Raw genomic sequence first — 17,502 nt, forward strand, 5'->3', positions numbered from 1 at the left:
CCGTCACCTCCGCAGGGTGCGCACCCAGCAGAGGTGACGGCGCAACCTAGGCGGAGAAGCCGCCGTCGGCCTTCACAAGCTGCCCATTGATCCATCCCCCGGCCTCGCTCACGAGAAAAGCCACGACGGCGGCCACGTCCTCGGGCTTCCCGAGCCGGCCACCCGGCTGGCGCGCGGTCAGGGCCGCACGCGTGGTGTCGTCCATCCAGCCCGTGTCGATCGGCCCAGGATTGAGGACGTTCGCGCTGATCCCCAAGTGCCCGAATTCTCGGGCTGCCGCAAGAATCATGCGGTCCAGCGCGCCCTTGCTCGCGCCGTACGGCAGGTTGTGGACAGTGTGGTCGCTGGTGAGAGCGACGATGCGCCCGAGCCCGTGAAGGCTCTCGGGAAACTGCTCGGCGAAGGCCTTCACGAGCAACCACGAGGCGCGAGCGTTCACGGCGAAGTGGAGATCGAACGAATCGAGACTCGTGTCGAGGATCGAGGAGTCCACCGATTCCGCGTGGCTCAGAATGAGCGCACGCACCGGTGACCGCTGCCCAGCCGACGCAAGAAGCCGAGCCGGCACCTCGGGGTCCGCAAGGTCCGCCTCGAAGACCTCGACCATGGCGCCATGCCCGCGGACTTCGGCGGCGATCGCCTCCGCCTCGTGCCCCGCCGGTGCGCCGTGGAGGCGCGCGTCGTAGGCCGACCAGTGCGACAAGGCCAGATCCCATCCCTGCGACGCAAGTTCGCGGGCGATGGCCGCCCCGATCCCTGGCCGCCGCCCGACGCCAGTCACGAGGGCAAGCGGGCGCTTCTGGGAGACGGACGACGACGAAGCTTGGCTTGTGGCGATCACGCTCGCCAGCGTAGTCGGCGCCCCCGCGGGCTCAGTGGTCCACACCGACGCGGATTGCGCATCCGGGGCGAGTTCGGTCAGAGGTCGACGGCGGTACGGTCGATCCTTCGGTGGTAGCGCATGCCCGCAGCTCCGCCGAGGATGGCGCCGATGAGGGTGATGAGCGCTCCCACGATCAGGACGATGATTCCGCCAGTGGTCAGAGTGCCCTCGTCGACGGGGATTCGGGGGAAGCTGTTGAGGTTCGAGAGGACATTGAAGCGGGCACCGGCCGCCACCACCACGAGCGCGACGACGATCGCGATGACCACGGCCCACAGCCACACGGCGATACCCTGCCTCACGCCGTCGAAGCGCGCCATTCTGCCCGCGACGTAGCCCCCGCAGTAGTAGGAGACGAACAGGATCACCGCCACGGCCACGGCCCCGATGATGCCGACGGTCGGCGCCGCCTGCCCTGCGAGCTTCGTCGGATCCGTCTGCGTCCCGATGCCGATGCCCGCGCCCGCGGCGGTGAGGACGGCGGTCAGCAGGACTGACATGCCCGTAGCGCACAGCCAGCCGAAGAAGGCGGATCCGGTCTTCACACCTCCGAAGCGCCGTCTCTGCTCTGCGACGATCGCCTCCTCGTCAACGTCCCAGCCCTGTTCGTTTTCGCCGTCCGGCTTGCGGTGTTCAGGGCTCATCGGTCCTGCCTTCCTGTGATGGCTGATACCTGATGCAGCGGGTCCGCTGCGATTTGCCTTTCCAAAACTACGAATCTGTTTCCCGGGTTCGGGCTCGCCCAACCTACATAGGAGGCTCGCAAGAGTCCACAGGATGTGGGTTTTCTGCGGCAAATTATCCACAGGCTGTGGAGGGGAAGAAGCGGAGGATCAGGCCCTGGGCGCTTCCTAACCGGTAGCAGCAGGCCAAGAAGCGGGGGAGAGACTAAGAATGACATGCCTGTAAGTTATCCACCCATGTGGAGAACTCTGTGGAGAACCAAGGCCGTCCATCCACAGTGAAGTTCACTTCCCCCTCAGTCCTCGGGCTCCACGAAGCCGTCGACGACGAGGTCGCGATACTCGGCGTGGCGGCGCAAGAAAGCACGGACGTACGGGCAGTAGGGCCGAATCCGAGCGCCCTTCGAACGGACATCGTCGAGGGCGAACTTCACGAGCCGGCTCGCGAGCCCCAGACCGGAGTAGCCTTCGTCAACCTCGGTGTGGTCGAACGCGTACACCGCGCCGTCGTCCTGGACCCGATAGAGCTCCATGCCGATGCGCTTGTCCCCATCGCGAAGCTCGTAGCGGTGCCGCTCGGGCACGTGCACAATGTCGATCCGGTCGGTCATCCATGGTTCCTTTCTCGCGAGCCTCCACGCGGGCGGAGGCGGACGTGGGGGAGCGCGGGAGCGGGAAGGGCCGCCTCGCCATGGGTGAGTTCGACGACGGGGCCGAACCGTGCGCCGTCGTGCGCCATGCTCTCTTCCTCGCCGCTCGCCGCCTCGGCCCCGATCTCGCGCTGCCATGCGGCGCGGTAGCCAACGATCTCGTCATGGTCGCGGCCCACGAAGTTCCACCACATCGTGATCTCCTCCTCGAACGGGCGCCCCCCGAGGAGGAGAAGACGGAGCTGCGCGTCGCCGTCGTTGGCGAGCCGGAGAGCCGACCGGCCTGGGGCAAGGTAGGCCAGAACGCTCTGGGGCACCTCGGTCCCCTCAATGGCCGCGTCGCCGTTGTCGGCGAGTATGCCGTGTTCGAAGGTCGCGTCGACTTCGAGCACGACGGCGGCGTGCGGCCCGAGCGTCAGCTCCGCGCCGAGGAGGGGCGAGTAGGTCTGCACGGGGGACACATCTCCGAGCAGGGATCCTAGGAACACGCGGGCCTCGCCCACGGGTTCCCCGCTCACGCCCGCCAGCGCGACGGGTTGCGGCACGTAGCGCTCGAACCCCGGGTCGGCGTGACGGAATGCGTCTGGCAGGGCCGTCCAGAGCTGTGCTCCGTGCAGGACGGTGGTGCCCGGGGTCGAGTACTCGGAGTGGTTGATGCCGCTGCCTGCAGTCATCAGATTGAGCTCCCCGGGCCGGACGAGCGCTTGGTGGCCCGCACTGTCCCGGTGCTCGATCTCGCCCGTGAACAGCCAACTCACGGTCTGAAGCCCCGTATGGGGATGGGGCGGGACGCGCATGCCTCCCGTGAGCGAGACATCGTCTGGGCCGTAATGGTCCAGGAAGCACCATGCGCCGATGAGACTTCGCTCCTTGGAAGGCAGGGTGCGCCGTACGGGCATGGCGCGGAGGCCGCCGAGGGGAACGTCACGGGGAACGATCAGCTCGACTCCGGCCACATCGCCGTCGTCCGCCCCGCAGCGTGTTTCCTGCGGCTCGAGTTCGAGATTGCTCATGGCTGCCCTCCTCCGCCTGAGCCTAATCCGTAGATGGCCCGGGTTGTGCACTTTCCAACAGGGCGTATCCCCAAAGTTATCCACAGGTGTGGATTCCCGGGTCGCGGTGGTGGCATCAGATGCCCGTTTCGCCCTGCACAGGGGGAAGAGGCGGAAGAACTACAGCTCTGTAAGTTACCCACACTGTGGACAACCCATGTGGACAAGAGCGCGGATGAGCCCCTTGACCCCAGCGCCGCCACGATCTAGGCTCAGTCTATTCAACCTATCAGTTGATAAAGAAGATGGTTGGTTATCGTTGGTCCTTTCGAAAGGCGCGCTGTGGAGACTGCAACCGCTGACCCCGGAACGGCCGAGGAAGGCGGGCTCAACCGTGCCTTCGCCGCCCTCTCGGATCCCTTGCGCCGGCGCCTTGTGGCACGTCTGGCGCAAGGAGATGCCACGGTGAACGAGCTTGCCGAGCCATTCGCCGTCACCCTGCAGGCCGTCTCGAAGCACCTCAAGGTGCTGGAGGAGGCCGGCCTCATCACACGCAGCCGCGACGCCCAACGCCGCCCCTGCCATCTGGACGCCGCCGCGCTCGGCCGCCTCACGGCCTGGCTGGACGGCTACCGCCAAGCAGTCGAGGAACGCTATGAACGCCTCGACGCCCTTCTCGCATCGGAGGAACACCATCATGACCACGACCAAGACCACCCAGGTCAGCGCTGAGCCCGGACTCCCATTCGTCGACGTCGTTCGTGAGTTCAACGCCCCCGCAGAGCGCGTCTACCGGGCGCACGTGGATCCCGAACTGTTCAGCCAGTGGATCGGGCCCCGCAGGTACGCCACGACGATCGACCGCTTCGACGCTCGGAGCGGAGGTTCCTACCGCTTCGTCCAGTCCGGCGAGGACGGACTCACCTTCGCCTTCCACGGGTCCTTCCATGAACTCACAGAGCCGCGCCGGATGGTGCAGACGTTCGAGTTCGAAGGTGCGCCAGGGCACGTCTCGCTTGACGCGGCCGAGATCGAAGCGCTCGAGGACGGGCGTTGCCGGCTGACAGTGCATTCGACGTTCCAGTCGGTCGCCGCACGCGACGCGATGCTCGAGGCCGGCATGACGGACGGAATGAACGAGGGTTACGAGCGCCTCGACGAACTGCTGGAGCGCGAGGCCTGAGCCCGCTCCCGGCTGCTAGTCCACAAGTATTGAGGAGCGATATCCACAGCTGGGGAATTCGCGGTGGGAGCTGGGCTCTCAGAAGGAGCTCCAGCTCCCGTCACCACTGCGATCTGCGTCCTCTAACTACAGATCTGTAAGTTGTGCACACTGTGGATAGCCGTTGTGGAAAACCACCCACAGGGAGGGGTTAGGCGCCGACGACAGCCGTCTGTGAGAGGCCGAGGGCGCCAACTCTGACAGCGGTGATAATCACGAGCAGCGCCACCACCGCGAGCAATCCGCCGACCTGAACGGCGAGCCGATACCGGCCGCGGGGCGCGTAGGCGATGATCGCCGTCGTCAGCCCTCCCGTGACAAGCCCGCCCAAGTGCGCCTGCCAAGCGATTCCGGGGACGACGAACCCCAAGACCGCATTGAGGGCGATGAGCACGAGGAGCTGGCGGACGCTGCCTCCCCGCTGGCGGACGACGACGAAGAGCGCGCCGAAGAGCCCGAAGATCGCGCCGGAGGCCCCAATCACGGCGGTCATGGAAACCGGGGTCAAGAGGAAGAATCCGACCGAGCCGCCGAGGGCGGAGATCAGGTACACCATCAGATAGCGCCAGCGCCCGAGGACTGGCTCAAGCACTCGCCCGAAGATCCACAGGGTGTACATGTTGAGACCGATGTGGAGGATGAAGCTCTGCGAGTGCAGGAAGGCGCTCGTGAGCATGCGCCACGGCTCGACACCGGTGAAGACGGTCGCATACGCGAAGTCCTGGAAGACGACGTCGTTGGGCAACAGCCACTCGAGGATGTAGACCAAGACACACACGCCGATGATCGACCAGGTCACGATGGGCTGACCTGAGCGGCGGAGGCTTCCACCGTAGGGGCCGCGAGGCCCTTGCGCCGCGAGTTCGCGCACGCAGTCGACGCATTGGATGCCCACCGCGGCCGGCCGCTGGCAGTCCGGGCATGCCGGACGCCCGCACCGCTGACACCTCACATAGGAGACGCGGTCCGGATGGCGCGGACATACCGGCGGAGCGGCCGGCTCAGCGGGGGGCATTCCGTAGCTCATGTGGAGGGTTAGAGCGTCTCGACGTCGATCGAGCTGATCACAACGTCCTCAACAGGACGATCCTGAAGGCCCGTGCGGACACCCTCGATCTCGTCCACGACCTTCTTCGACTGCTCGTCTGCAACCTCGCCGAAGATGGTGTGCTTGCCGTAGAGCCAGCTCGTGTCGACGGTCGTGATGAAGAACTGCGAGCCGTTGGTTCCCTTGCCGCCCTGGACGCCGGCGTTCGCCATGGCGAGCTTGTACGGCTCCTTGAAGTTCAGCTCCGGATGGATCTCGTCGTCGAAACGGTAGCCGGGGCCTCCGATGCCCTTCCCGAGCGGATCGCCGCCCTGGATCATGAAGTCCTTGATGATGCGGTGGAAGATCGTGCCGTTGTAGAGAGGCGTTCCCGTCTTGTCCTCGCCGGTCTCCGGGTGGGTCCAGGACTGCTCGCCCGTTGCGAGTCCCACGAAGTTCTTCACGGTCTTCGGCGCGTGATTGCCAAAAAGGTTGACCACGATGTCCCCGTGGTTCGTGTGGATGGTGGCCTTGGCGGTTGCATTAGCACTCATGCGGCCATTGTTCCACGGGCGCGTTGGACGTTGCCGGGCGCCGTCGGACGTTCTGCGCTCGGTGAAATCCGGGAACCCTATGGCAGGAATGCCTCGTTTTCGTAGCATACGGCGTCTCGCTCTCGTAGGCTGGCGATGGACCTAGCAGATATCTGGAGGTAGCCGTGAAGAAATCACTGGAGAAGACCGTCACGACCAGCGTCGAGAATGCGCGCGATTGGGCCCAGCCCCGCGTGGATGCGGCCGTGGAGTGGGCCGTTCCGAAGATCCAGCAGGGTCTCGATGCCGCCTCCCCGAAGGTCCAAGAGGGCCTCAAGACCGCGGCGAACAGCCTCGCCGAGGGCGTCGCCGTCGTGACCCCGAGGATCCAGGAGGGCCTTTCGCACCTCGGCCCGAAGATCAGCGAGATCGTCGATACCACCTCGCCCCGCCTCCATGAGGCCGTGGACAAGGCCGGCCCCGTCATCAAGGACGCGGCCGACCAGATGCTCCCGCGCATCTCGGAGGGCCTCGCGAGCGCCGCAGAGACCGTGAACCGGAGTCTTTCTGCTGCTCCCGGGCAGGTGGACGCGGTCGCGCAGAAGCTCGCGGAGTCCGGCATCGTGCGTCAGGCCGACGCCGCCACAAAGGAAGCTGTTGCGGCGGCGCAGGAAGCCGCGCGGAAGGCAGCGGGCCGGCCCAAGAAGAAGGGGCGCGGCTTCCTCGTGTTCGGGGTAGTCGCGGCAGCGGTCGCCGCCGGTGTTGCAGCGTGGCGTGCCGCCAAGCCCGTCGAGGACCCCTGGAAGACGCCGGTGCCGGTCAAGCCCGTCCCGGTGACGCCTCCGGCGTCCTCTTCGTCGCAGTCTGTGGCCTCGGAACCTCAGGGGAGCACCTCCGCTCCGACGGCTTCCACCCCGTCGAAGGAGACGGCTGAGGACACTGCCGTCTCCGAGGCCACCGACGCCTCGAGCGCCGCTACCGAGCCCGGCCCCGTCCCCGCCGTCGACACCTCGATGGGCCCGGAGGCCGCGGAGGGCGAGGACGACGACGCCAAGGGCGAGGCCAAGCACGTGGCGAAGGACGCGACGGCCGCTATGCGGGACATCCACAACGCGAGCCAGGACGGGGAGTCCTAACCCCAGCGCAACTGGCGCGGAGTTCCTCCGTGCCGTCAGGGAGGGGATCCGCTCAATACCAGCGGGTCCCCTCCCTGCCTTTGCTAGATTTGCAGTGATGGTCCCCGAACCCGCCCTCTCCTCGTCGACCTACGCGATCGGACGCCCGAGCGTCTCGATTGTCATCCCCGCTTACAACGAGGAGAGCGTGATCCGGCAGTGCGTCACTGCGGCGATCTACCAGTCGGTGCCAGCGCTTGAGATCATCGTCGTCGACAACCTGAGCACGGACGCCACAGCGGAGATTGTCGGCCAACTTCAACAGGAGTACCCCGAAGCGGGAATCCGCCTCCTCAGCCAGAACGCAGAGCAGGGGCTGATCCCCACTCGGAACTTCGGGCTCGACGCTGCGCAGGGTGACATCATCGGTCGTATCGACGCCGATTCCCTGCTCGAACCGGACTGGGTCGAGGAGGTCATCTGGGCTTTTGCGGACCCCACAGTGCAGGCCGCCACGGGGCCGGTCGTGTACTACGACATGCCGATGCGCCGCTTCGGACTCAAAGCCGACGACAAGGTGCGGCAGCTCATGCTCAGGCTTGCCAGGCACCAGTACCATTTCCTCTTCGGCTCGAACATGGCGATGCGCAAGAGCGCGTGGGAAAAGATTCGGGGCGAGGTCTGCCTGGACGAGAACGATGAGATGCACGAGGACATCGACCTGTCCCTGCATCTCGCCGAGCACGATATGCGCATCCAGTACTGGCCCGAGATGGTTTCCGGCATGTCTGCGCGCCGCCTCGAGGACTCTCCGCGGGACTACCGGTACTACGTGACACGGTTCGACCGCACCTACAAGGCGCACAACGTCAAGAAGATCGCGCTCAAGGCGCCGATGGTCGTCTTCTTCTCCATCTACTTCCCAGCGAAGCTGCTCCGCGCCCTGCACACCGCGAACTCCTCGTCCCCGGTCAAGCGCGCCGGCATCGGCTAATCCGCGCCGAGCCCCGGCTCGAGTGCCTGCTCGCGCCTGGCCCGCCGCTGCCCGAGCACGACGATGGCGAGCCCCGCCAGGATGCAGGTGAGCCCCGCGTACGTCCCCGCCGGCAGGACCTGGTGGAGGAAGACCCCCGCGAGGATCGCGGCTCCGGGGATCTCGAGCAGGATGATCATCGACACGACAAGCGGGCTCAGCGTCGCGACCAGATGGTTGAAGGCCGTGTGGCCCACAATCTGCGCTGCGAGCGTGATCGCGAAGATCCCGGCCCAGCCGATTGGCTCGAAGCCGGCCAGACGCTGCCCCGAGATGAGGGCGAGCACCGCGACGATCGCCGCACACACGCCGTAGCAAAGCGCCGTGTAGGTGCCCGTGCCCATGGTTTGGCGGGCTTGTCCTCCTGCCATCGTGTAGAGCCCTGCGAGAATCCCGCCGGCAACCGCGAGCAGATCCCCGAGCAGGGCCTCGTGCGAGCCACCCACGTCCAATCCGGTAATGGCGACAACACCCACGAAGGAGACGCCGAGGCCCACGACCACGGCCCGCGGAAGCCGCCGCCCGCGCAGGAGCGAGAAGACGGCAATCCACCCCGACTGCAGGCACACGAGGGCCGTCGCCGCCGCGACCGAGGTCAGCGTCAGCGAGAGGATGAAGCACACGAAGTGGAACGCGAGCGCGACGCCCGCGAGAGACGACCACAGGTACTCGCGCCGTCCCAGCTGCCGGAACTGGCGTGGCTCGCGAAGAGCCACCGGCGCGGCCATCACGACGGCTGCGATGGCGTTGCGCCAGAAGGCGATGGCGAGGGCCGTCACCGAGCTGCCGGCGAGAGTGGCTGCAATGAGGGGCCCCGACGAAGAGACGCCGAGCACGCCAAGGGCCGCGAGAAGGAGGGTCACCTGAACACTCTAGGCTCTCGCCGGTCGCCACCATGCGCGCCTGCCAGCCGGCGCTCGGACTCCGCCGTCTGCCTATACCAAGCCGGGAACTCGCGCTCCAGCCCACTTCTGTGGCCTCCCATGCCGCGTCGTGGCCTGACACGCCGCTGTGGAAGTGATTGGGAAATCACAACCGGGCTGGAGCGCGAGCGATGGCGGGAAAGACGGGCCCGAGAGCTGGCGGTGAAGGAGAGTCGGCGGCGCGGGGACTGGGGGCAAGGCCGAGGGGCGAGCCAAGGGGCACAAAAAAGGTCCCGGCCCCACTTGCATGAAGTGGAGCCGGGACCGGCGGTGGAGGCAAGGGGACTCGAACCCCTAACCCCCTGCTTGCAAAGCAGGTGCGCTACCAATTGCGCCATGCCCCCGCGGTGCCCGCAGGAATCGAGCTACTCGACGTTGTCCGTCGTGGTGCTCCAGACCTTCTTCTGGGCTTCGGATTCCTGCATCTTCTTGACAACAAAGGCGCCTGCAGCAGCAGCGATCGCGAGTGCAATCAGCTTCTTCAACAGGCACCTCCAAAGGGTGGAAAAGCAGGTTCCGTGGGCGTACCAGGACTTGAACCTGGGACCTCTTCGTTATCAGCGAAGCGCTCTAACCGCCTGAGCTATACGCCCCCAACAGGCCTTGGGTTGCCCTCGGGCCGAGATAAGACTCTACAGCACCGAGGGCAGCCCGGCCAAATCCGGATCAGTCGTCCGTGAGGGTGACTCCGATGCCCCCGACGAGAGCCGAAGCAAGGTTGTAGAGCACCGCCGTGAGCATCGACAGTGCCGTGAGCAGCACCACGTTGACGACGGCGATGATGGTCGCAAACGAGGCGACCTGGCCGAGCGAGGCGACCTTGCGGAGGTCGAAGCCGCCGCTCTCCGAACCAGCAACCTGGCCGAGCAGTCCGTTGATCTTGTCGAAGATGCCCGTGATGTCGAGGACGGTCCACAGGACGATCGACGCCACAACGGTCACGATCCCGAGGGCGACCGAGAGGAGGAACGCCATCTTGAGAACCGACCACGGATCGACCTTGCTCACCAGGAGGCGGGCGCGCCGCTGCTTGGCCTTGGGCGCCGGACGAACGAGGCCCTGAGTCGGGGCACCGCCGAGGGGAGGCCGCTGAGCCGGACGGGCTGCCGGGCGCTGCCCCGCTCCCGCCGGGCTGACGCTGGGCCTCTGGGTCGCAGCTGCAGGAGCCTGCGCGCCGCGGGCCTGGTAGCCTCCGGACGACGCCGGTGCCGCGGCCGGCCGCTGCGGGGGCCGGGCCGGTGGGGTCACCTGATAGCCCCCGGGACGGGCTTCGTTCTCGGGCGTGCTCACTCGTTACCTCCGGGGTTCTCGACAGAGTCTCCGGTCAACGTTACGGCATCCTGAGCCTGCTCGCTGTCGTCGACCGGTTCGATCTCGGCATCGACTACCTCGCCCTCGACGGCCTCGGTGAGCCCACGCTCCGTGTTCCTCGCCACGGCGATGATGCGATCGCCGTCGTCAGGACGGGCGAAAATGACGCCCATCGTGTCACGTCCCGTCGCCGGGACGCCCGAGACAGCAGACCGGACGACCTTGCCGCCTTCCATCACGACGAGGACCTCGTCCTCGTCGTTGACGATGAGCGCACCCATGAGGTGGCCACGGCCTTCCTGGTACTTCCCTACCTTGATGCCGAGCCCGCCGCGGCCCTGACGCCGGTACTCGTCGACCGCCGTCTTCTTCGCGTAGCCGGCCTCGGTCACTATGAAGACGTACGAGTCCTCCTGTACGACGTTCGCGGCGAGAAGTTCGTCGTCGTCCCGGAACTTCATGCCAGTCACGCCGCTCGTAGCGCGGCCCATGGGGCGCAGCGCGTCGTCGTCCGCCGTGAAGCGGACGGACTGGCCGTGCCGGGAAACGAGCATGAGATCGTCGGTCTCGGAGACGAGCTGGGCGGAGACGAGTTCGTCACCGTCCCGCAGGTTGATCGCGATGACGCCCGCAGTGCGGTTCGTGTCGTAGTCCTCGAGCCGCGTCTTCTTCACGAGACCGCCCTTCGTGGCCAGCACGAGGTAGGGGGCCTGCTGGTAGTCCCGGAGGTCGAGGACCTGGGCAATGTGCTCGTCGGGCTGGAACGCGAGGACGTTCGCAACGTGCTGGCCCTTCGCGTCGCGACCGCCCTCGGCGAGCTCATAGGCCTTCGCACGGTACACGCGGCCGAGGTTCGTGAAGAACAGGAGCCAGTGGTGCGTGGTCGTGACGAAGAAGTGCTCGACGACGTCGTCCCCGCGCAGCTGGGCGCCGCGGACTCCCTTGCCGCCCCGGCCCTGCTGCCGGTACTGGTCGCTGCGCGTGCGCTTGACGTAACCGCCGCGAGTGATGGTCACGACCATCTCCTCTTCGGGGATGAGGTCCTCGACGCTCATCTCGCCGTCGAAGCCCGCGAGGATCCGCGTCCGGCGGTCGTCGCCGTACTTTTCGACGATCGTGCCGAGCTCCTCGGAGATGATCGCCCGCTGCCGCGCCGGATCCGCGAGGATCTGGCGGTACTCCGCAATCTGGGCCTCGAGCTCGTCGTTGCGGTCCTGGATCTTCTGCCGTTCGAGGGCCGCGAGGCGGCGGAGCTGCATGTCGAGGATCGCGCGCGCTTGGAGCTCGTCGATCTCGAGAAGGGCCATGAGGCCGTCGCGCGCTTCTTCCACCGTCGGGGAGCGGCGGATGAGGGCGATGACCTCGTCGAGCATGTCGAGGGCCTTGAGCAGACCGCGGAGGATGTGGATCTCCTCCTCGGCCTTCCGCAGCCGGAACTGCGTACGGCGCACGATCACGTCGATCTGGTGGGTCACCCAGTGGCGGACGAACGCATCGAGCGAGAGCGTGCGCGGCACTCCGTCGACGATCGCGAGCATATTCGCGGGGAAGTTGTCCTGCAGCTGCGTGTGCTTGTACAGGTTGTTGAGCACGACCTTCGCGACAGCGTCCCGCTTGAGGACGATCACGAGGCGCTGGCCCGTCCGGCCCGAGGTCTCGTCGCGGAGGTCCGCGATGCCGTGGAGCTTCCCGTCCTTGACGAGTTCCGCGATCTTCATCGCGAGGTTGTCCGGGTTCGCCATGTACGGCAGCTCGGTGACGACAAGGCACGTACGGCCTTGGATTTCCTCGACGTTGACGACGGCGCGCATCGTGATCGACCCGCGGCCTGTGCGGTAGGCGTCCTCGATCCCGCGGTGGCCGAGAATCGTCGCACCGCTCGGGAAGTCCGGGCCCTTGATGCGCTGGAGGAGCGCCTCAAGGAGTTCTTCGCGCGTGGCCTCCGGGTTCTGCAGGTACCACTGAACGCCGTCAGCCACCTCCCGAAGGTTGTGCGGCGGGATGTTCGTGGCCATGCCGACGGCGATGCCCGACGAGCCGTTGACGAGCAGGTTCGGGAACCGGGCCGGCAGGATGGTCGGTTCCTGGTTCTTGCCGTCGTAGTTGTCCTGGAAGTCGACGGTCTCCTCGTCGATGTCCCGGACCATTTCCATGGCAAGGGGCGCCATCTTGGTCTCGGTGTACCGAGGGGCCGCCGCGCCGTCGTTGCCCGGGGAACCGAAATTCCCCTGGCCGAGCGCGAGCGGGTACCGCATGACCCAGTCCTGGATGAGGCGCACGAGGGCGTCGTAGATCGCCATGTCGCCGTGTGGGTGGTACGTGCCCATGACGTCGCCGACGACGCGGGCGCACTTGTTGAACCCGCGGTCGGGGCGGTAGCCGCCGTCGAACATCGCGTACAGGACTCGGCGGTGGACGGGCTTGAGGCCGTCGCGCACGTCGGGCAGCGCGCGCCCGACGATGACCGCCATCGCGTAGTCGAGGTACGAACGCTGCATTTCGGTCTGCAGGTCCACCTGCTCGACGCGGTCGATGAGGGCTCCCTCGGCGAGCGGTCCGGTGGGCATGCCGTCCGGTCCGATGCCTGGGGTCTCGGGAGTCTCGTCGCTCATGAATGTCTCCTCTGGTTGCTCTGGCTCATCTGGCGGGTCACGGGCCCGGCGTCAGATGTCCAGGAAGCGGACGTCCTTGGCGTTCTGCTGGATGAAGTGCCGGCGTGACTCGACGTCGTCGCCCATGAGCACTGCGAAGGTCTGATCGGCCGCGGCCGCGTCCTCCATCGTGACCTGGAGAAGGGTGCGCCGGTCGGGATCCATGGTGGTGTCCCACAGTTCGGTGTAGTCCATCTCGCCGAGGCCCTTGTACCGCTGGATGCCGTTCTCCTTCGGAAGGCGCTGGCCGTTCGCGAGGCCCGCCCGGATCGTGTCATCCCGCTCGCGGTCGCTGTACACGTAGTCGTGCGCGTGATTGGACCACTTGATCCGGTACAGCGGCGGCTGCGCGAGGTACACGTAGCCGTTCTCGATGAGGGGCCGCATGTACCGGAACAGCAGGGTCATGAGCAGGGTGGTGATGTGCTGGCCGTCGACGTCGGCATCGGCCATCAGCACGATCTTGTGGTAACGCAGCTTGGCGATCTCGAAGTCCTCGCCGATGCCCGTCCCGAACGCAGTGATCATCGACTGGATCTCAGCGTTCCCGAGCGCCTTGTCGAGGCGCGCACGCTCCACGTTGAGGATCTTGCCGCGGAGGGGCAGGATCGCCTGCGTCTTGGGGTTGCGGCCGCGCTTGGCGGAACCGCCGGCCGAGTCACCCTCGACGAGGTAGACCTCGCACTCCGAGGGGTCCTTCGATGAGCAGTCCGAGAGCTTGCCCGGCATGCCGAACGACTCGAGCGGGCTCTTGCGGCGCGCGTTGTCGCGGGCCTTGCGGGCCGCCATGCGGGCCTGGGAAGCCTGGATTGCCTTGCGGATGATGTCGCGGGCCGGACCGGGGTTGCGCTCGAACCAGTCGCCGAGCTGATCCGTCACGACGCGCTGGACGAAGCCCTTGGCTTCGGAGTTGCCGAGCTTGGTCTTCGTCTGGCCCTCGAACTGCGGCTCGGCGAGCTTGATGCTGATGACGGCGGTCAGGCCCTCGCGCACATCGTCGCCTGTGAGGTTGTCTTCCTTCTCCTTGAGGATGCCCTTGTCGCGCGCGTAGCGGTTCACGAGCGACGTCATCGCCGCCCGGAAGCCCTCCTCGTGGGTGCCGCCCTCGTGGGTGTTGATCGTGTTCGCGTATGTGTGGACGGACTCCGCGTAGGCAGTGGTCCACTGCATCGCAATCTCGAGCGCCATGCGCCGCTCGGGCTCGGAGCTCTCGAACGCGATGACCTCTTCGTGGATGACCTCGATCTTCTTCGAGGAGTTCAGGTGCTTGACGTAGTCGAGCAGGCCGTCGTCGTACTTGTAGTCGACTGTCCGCGGCTCCGGAGCGTGCTCCGCCTCGTCGGCGAGTTCCTCCTCGTCGACCTGCGCCTTGCGTTCGTCGGTGAGGGTGATGCGCAGGCCCTTGTTGAGGAAGGCCATCTGCTGGAAGCGCGCGCGAAGCGTCTCGAAGTCGAACTCGACGCTGTCGAAGATCGAGGGATCCGGGTAGAACGTCTGGATCGTGCCGGTTGCATCGGTCGCCTCGCCCTGGACGAGGCCGCCTACAGGGTGGCCCCCGTCGCGGAACGACATCCTCCACACGTAGCCCTGCCGGCGCACCTCGGTGTCGACTCGGGTCGAGAGCGCGTTCACAACGGAGATGCCGACGCCGTGGAGGCCACCGGAGACCGTGTACCCGCCGCCGCCGAACTTGCCGCCGGCGTGCAGGATCGTCATGACGACCTCGACGGTCGGCTTGCCCTCGGTCGGGTGGATGTCCACCGGAATGCCGCGGCCATTGTCCTCGACGCGGACGCCGCCGTCATGCTGGAGCGTTACCTTGATGTGGTCGCAGTACCCGGCGAGGGCCTCGTCGACCGAATTGTCGACCACCTCGTAGACGAGGTGGTGTAGGCCACGGGGGCCGGTCGATCCGATGTACATGCCAGGGCGTTTGCGGACTGCTTCGAGGCCTTCGAGCACCGTGATGCTGCTCGCCCCGTATTCCCTAGGAGCATTCGGCGGGTTGGTCGCATGCTCGTTGGACACGTTCGCTGCGCTCTCGTCAGACACAGGCGGTCTCGACCCCTCTTTTGGTAGGCAGGCTTACCAGTCAATTCTACCGGGTTCACCGCGCGATCCCGGACACGCGCGCCCTGCGGGTGCCCATGGGAAGCCTTTAAGGGCCGAAATGGCGGCTCAGCGGGCGGGCATCTAAGGGGGAGTGTGGCTCCGGGCCCGAGAGAGGCGCAGACAGGGATTTCCGGCTTCCCGTGTCAAGACCCCCGTCTGGATTCATCCGTACGTGTCGCGGGGGCCGCGGCCGCGCACGTTCCGGGCCCCCTTCCGCCAGCTCGGCGCCGCCGGGCCGAGCACCTGAAGCGTGCGCACAACGTCGGGGCCGAGCTCCCGCGCGAAGCCGTCCAGGAGCGCGGTGCTCAGCAGGCGGAGCTGGGTCGCCCAAGCGGTCGAATCGCACCTCACGCGCAGCGTCGTGTTCTCGAAGCTCTCAGGAGTGCAGTGCGCGGCGACCTCGGGGCCGACGAGATCCGGCCAACGGGCCATGACGGAGCCGACGGCCACGGGGGAGGACCAGCCGCGCTCGGCGACCATGCGTTGGACGACGCTGCCGAGCCCGAGCGGGTCCCGACCCCCATATCCTGGCTCTCCTCTGCGAGTGGTGCTGCGCCTCGTATTTCGGGCTCCTGCTGTGGGGACGAGCGAACCGGTTGTCCGCGTGCGCACTTCCCCCCGGGCTTCGGCGGCCTGCCGGACCCGATTCAGAGCAGCCTGCGCCGCATCGACCTCGGGTTGATCAGCGTCCGCCATCAGGCGTCCCCAAGACTGTGCTTCACAGCGCCCGGCTCCCCAGCGCCCGAGTGCCCGGCGTCGTCCGTCTCCTCAATGCCGCCGGGGACGACGCGGACCCGCCGCCCGGAAAGCTCGGGCGGGATGTCGCCGTCGACCGCTGCCGTGACGAGGACCTGCTCTGCCTTTGCGACGATCGCTGCGAGCCGCGTACGGCGGGCGACATCGAGTTCGGCGAAGACATCGTCGAGGATGAGGATGGGCTCGTCCCCCTCGACGGTCGAGTCGTCGAGCATCACATAGTAGGACGCGAGGCGGAGGGCGAGCGCGAAAGACCACGTCTCGCCGTGCGACGCGAAGCCCTTGGCGGGGGCCTGCCCGAGAAGGAGCTCGAGCTCGTCGCGGTGGGGGCCAACGAGCGAGAGTCCGCGTTCGAGTTCAGCCGGCCGGGCGGCCGCAAGGGCGGCCAGGTATCGTTCGCCTATCTCGTCGACGCTGAGCGTCTCGAGTCCAGCGCCTGCCGGAACGGACGACGGCGTGGGGCCGCCACCGGGGGAGCCGGCGGGGGAGCGATCGACGGGTTCGGCGTCATCGTCGGGCACGAAACCCTCGATAGACGAGCGGTAGGCGAGCAGCGCCGCCTTCGAACCATCGGTCAGCTGGGCGTACGCCGCGGCGACATGTGGCCGCAGCCGCTCGACAAGCGCGAGGCGCGCGGCCAGCAGTTCGGCACCGATCTTCGCCAGGTGCTGGTCCCAGACGTCAAGGGTCGATTCGACGGTGGCGCCGTGGGAATCCGGCCCGCGGCCGCCGCGGGAACGCGACGTGCGAGCCGACTTGAGGAGGGCATTCCGCTGCTTCAGGACCCTCTCGTAGTCGGAGCGGGTTCCCGCATGGCGCGGTACGAGTACCGTGAGGAGCTCGTCGAGGAAGCGGCGGCGTGCCGAAGGATCGCCCTTGACCAGGGCGAGATCCTCGGGCGCGAACAGCACGGTCCTCGCGATTCCGAGGAGTTTCCTTGCGCGCCGGGGAGCACCGCGGTTGATCCTGGCCCTGTTCGCCTTGCCGGGATTGATCTCGAGCTCGAGCTGCGAACGCTGGACGCCGCGTACGAAACCCGCCCGGACGATCGCCTGGCTCGCCCCGAATCCCACGAGTGGGGCATCAGAGGACACGCGGTGCGAGGACAGGGTCGAGAGGAGGCCCAGCGCCTCCACGACGTTCGTCTTGCCGACCCCGTTGGGGCCCACGAGGACGGTCGGTCCCGGCTCGAGGGTGAGGTCGAGCTGCGGATAGCTCCGGAAATCCGTGAGCGAAAGCCGTTCGACGTACACCGGGACGAGACCGTCCTTTCCCCGACCCTGCTACTTGGCGGGACGGGTCGCGTGGCCACCGAACTGGTGGCGCAGCGCGGAAACCATCTTCATCGCGGGCGAGCTGTCCTCGCGCGACTCGAACCGCGCAAACAGGGCGGCCGTGATGGCAGGCGCAGGGATCGCGTTGGCGATGGCTTCTTCCACGGTCCAGCGGCCCTCGCCCGAGTCCTCGACGTAGTCGCCGATGTTGTCGAGTCCTGGATCCTCCTCAAGAGCCTTGACCAGGAGGTCGAGGAGCCACGAGCGGACGACCGTGCCCTTCTGCCAGGCGCGGAACGTGCCGGGGAGGTCCGTGATGATGTCCTTGGCTGCCAGG

At 66.9% G+C, this 17,502-nt stretch carries 17 protein-coding genes, 2 tRNA genes and 1 pseudogene; 4 read left to right on the top strand and 16 right to left on the bottom strand.

Translation table 11 applies throughout. From position 1 onward, the window contains the following. Window positions 1–46: 46 nt before the first annotated feature. The 4 genes from L0M17_RS20695 to L0M17_RS20710 all read right to left on the bottom strand — a co-directional run bounded on the left by L0M17_RS20695 (window position 47) and on the right by L0M17_RS20710 (window position 3,229). Window positions 47–841: an SDR family oxidoreductase gene (locus L0M17_RS20695; RefSeq protein WP_241056245.1), complete on the bottom strand. Its 795-nt coding sequence runs from the start codon at window positions 839–841 to the stop codon at window positions 47–49. 77 nt (window positions 842–918) lie between these two features. Then, complete coding sequence (locus L0M17_RS20700; protein ID WP_241056246.1) at window positions 919–1,527, bottom strand: hypothetical protein; 609 nt, start codon at window positions 1,525–1,527, stop codon at window positions 919–921. Window positions 1,528–1,862: 335 nt separating this feature from the next. After that, the gene (locus tag L0M17_RS20705; RefSeq protein WP_241056247.1) at window positions 1,863–2,177 is read right to left on the bottom strand and encodes a GNAT family N-acetyltransferase; all 315 of its coding nucleotides are present in this window, start codon (window positions 2,175–2,177) and stop codon (window positions 1,863–1,865) included. Next, a complete protein-coding gene (locus L0M17_RS20710) occupies window positions 2,174–3,229 on the bottom strand; it encodes a pirin family protein (protein ID WP_241056248.1) in 1,056 nt (351 codons plus the stop codon). Before L0M17_RS20710 ends, L0M17_RS20705 begins: the two co-directional genes overlap by 4 nt. Window positions 3,230–3,550: 321 nt before the next feature. Here L0M17_RS20710 and L0M17_RS20715 point away from each other — a divergent pair, with 321 nt between their 5' ends. Both L0M17_RS20715 and L0M17_RS20720 read left to right on the top strand, forming a co-directional pair. Further along, window positions 3,551–3,940 carry an ArsR/SmtB family transcription factor gene (locus tag L0M17_RS20715; protein ID WP_241056249.1) on the top strand — a complete coding sequence of 130 codons (390 nt, stop codon included), beginning with the start codon at window positions 3,551–3,553 and terminating at the stop codon, window positions 3,938–3,940. Continuing rightward, window positions 3,906–4,391 (top strand): SRPBCC family protein, encoded by a 486-nt coding sequence (locus L0M17_RS20720; protein ID WP_241056250.1) that lies wholly within the window; start codon window positions 3,906–3,908, stop codon window positions 4,389–4,391. Before L0M17_RS20715 ends, L0M17_RS20720 begins: the two co-directional genes overlap by 35 nt. Before the next feature lie 190 nt (window positions 4,392–4,581). Here the strand turns inward: L0M17_RS20720 and L0M17_RS20725 are convergent, their stop codons facing one another. Then, window positions 4,582–5,457: a rhomboid family intramembrane serine protease gene (locus L0M17_RS20725; protein ID WP_241056251.1), complete on the bottom strand. Its 876-nt coding sequence runs from the start codon at window positions 5,455–5,457 to the stop codon at window positions 4,582–4,584. Window positions 5,458–5,465: 8 nt separating this feature from the next. Then, entirely contained in the window at window positions 5,466–6,011 is a 546-nt protein-coding gene (locus tag L0M17_RS20730; protein ID WP_241056252.1) for a peptidylprolyl isomerase, read from the bottom strand. 164 nt (window positions 6,012–6,175) lie between these two features. Between L0M17_RS20730 and L0M17_RS20735 the strand changes: the two genes are divergently transcribed. Next, on the top strand, window positions 6,176–7,126 hold the full coding sequence (locus L0M17_RS20735; protein ID WP_241056253.1) for a hypothetical protein: 951 nt from the start codon (window positions 6,176–6,178) through the stop codon (window positions 7,124–7,126). Window positions 7,127–7,223: 97 nt separating this feature from the next. Further along, on the top strand, window positions 7,224–8,099 hold the full coding sequence (locus L0M17_RS20740) for a glycosyltransferase family 2 protein (RefSeq protein WP_241056254.1): 876 nt from the start codon (window positions 7,224–7,226) through the stop codon (window positions 8,097–8,099). Here the strand turns inward: L0M17_RS20740 and L0M17_RS20745 are convergent. The 10 genes and pseudogenes from L0M17_RS20745 to L0M17_RS20790 form a co-directional block, all read right to left on the bottom strand. Then, complete coding sequence (locus L0M17_RS20745) at window positions 8,096–9,001, bottom strand: DMT family transporter (protein WP_241056255.1); 906 nt, start codon at window positions 8,999–9,001, stop codon at window positions 8,096–8,098. The two genes, L0M17_RS20740 and L0M17_RS20745, sit on opposite strands and share 4 nt — an antisense overlap. Before the next feature lie 331 nt (window positions 9,002–9,332). Beyond that, window positions 9,333–9,405, bottom strand: a tRNA-Ala gene (locus L0M17_RS20750). A 21-nt stretch (window positions 9,406–9,426) separates the two neighbouring features. Beyond that, window positions 9,427–9,546, bottom strand: a complete 120-nt coding sequence (locus L0M17_RS20755) for a DLW-39 family protein (RefSeq protein ID WP_231567618.1) — start codon at window positions 9,544–9,546, stop codon at window positions 9,427–9,429. A gap of 34 nt (window positions 9,547–9,580) precedes the next feature. After that, window positions 9,581–9,654, bottom strand: a tRNA-Ile gene (locus tag L0M17_RS20760). A gap of 73 nt (window positions 9,655–9,727) precedes the next feature. After that, a complete protein-coding gene (locus L0M17_RS20765) occupies window positions 9,728–10,351 on the bottom strand; it encodes a DUF3566 domain-containing protein (RefSeq protein ID WP_241056256.1) in 624 nt (207 codons plus the stop codon). Then, window positions 10,348–12,984, bottom strand: a complete 2,637-nt coding sequence (gene gyrA / locus L0M17_RS20770; RefSeq protein WP_241056257.1) for a DNA gyrase subunit A — start codon at window positions 12,982–12,984, stop codon at window positions 10,348–10,350. Before gyrA ends, L0M17_RS20765 begins: the two co-directional genes overlap by 4 nt. Window positions 12,985–13,035: 51 nt before the next feature. Then, window positions 13,036–15,051, bottom strand: a complete 2,016-nt coding sequence (gene gyrB, locus L0M17_RS20775) for a DNA topoisomerase (ATP-hydrolyzing) subunit B (RefSeq protein ID WP_241056525.1) — start codon at window positions 15,049–15,051, stop codon at window positions 13,036–13,038. 246 nt (window positions 15,052–15,297) lie between these two features. Further along, entirely contained in the window at window positions 15,298–15,831 is a 534-nt protein-coding gene (locus L0M17_RS20780; protein ID WP_241056258.1) for a DciA family protein, read from the bottom strand. Next, window positions 15,831–17,144 (bottom strand): DNA replication/repair protein RecF, encoded by a 1,314-nt coding sequence (gene recF, locus L0M17_RS20785; RefSeq protein WP_241056259.1) that lies wholly within the window; start codon window positions 17,142–17,144, stop codon window positions 15,831–15,833. Before recF ends, L0M17_RS20780 begins: the two co-directional genes overlap by 1 nt. A 30-nt stretch (window positions 17,145–17,174) precedes the next feature. Further along, window positions 17,175–17,502 (bottom strand): annotated as a pseudogene (locus tag L0M17_RS20790) (6-phosphogluconate dehydrogenase); the annotation flags it as partial.

Source organism: Sinomonas terrae (genome assembly GCF_022539255.1).
Classification (GTDB): Bacteria; Actinomycetota; Actinomycetes; order Actinomycetales; family Micrococcaceae; genus Sinomonas; species Sinomonas terrae.

Coding starts and splice junctions, on each gene's coding strand:
- L0M17_RS20780 (WP_241056258.1), bottom strand. CDS start 15,831: ATGGCGGACGCTGATCAACCCGAGGTCGATGCGGCGCAGGCTGCTCTG.
- L0M17_RS20730 (WP_241056252.1), bottom strand. CDS start 6,011: ATGAGTGCTAATGCAACCGCCAAGGCCACCATCCACACGAACCACGGG.
- L0M17_RS20710 (WP_241056248.1), bottom strand. CDS start 3,229: ATGAGCAATCTCGAACTCGAGCCGCAGGAAACACGCTGCGGGGCGGAC.
- L0M17_RS20700 (WP_241056246.1), bottom strand. CDS start 1,527: ATGAGCCCTGAACACCGCAAGCCGGACGGCGAAAACGAACAGGGCTGG.
- L0M17_RS20720 (WP_241056250.1), top strand. CDS start 3,906: ATGACCACGACCAAGACCACCCAGGTCAGCGCTGAGCCCGGACTCCCA.
- gyrA (WP_241056257.1), bottom strand. CDS start 12,984: ATGAGCGACGAGACTCCCGAGACCCCAGGCATCGGACCGGACGGCATG.
- L0M17_RS20705 (WP_241056247.1), bottom strand. CDS start 2,177: ATGACCGACCGGATCGACATTGTGCACGTGCCCGAGCGGCACCGCTAC.
- L0M17_RS20740 (WP_241056254.1), top strand. CDS start 7,224: ATGGTCCCCGAACCCGCCCTCTCCTCGTCGACCTACGCGATCGGACGC.
- L0M17_RS20725 (WP_241056251.1), bottom strand. CDS start 5,457: ATGAGCTACGGAATGCCCCCCGCTGAGCCGGCCGCTCCGCCGGTATGT.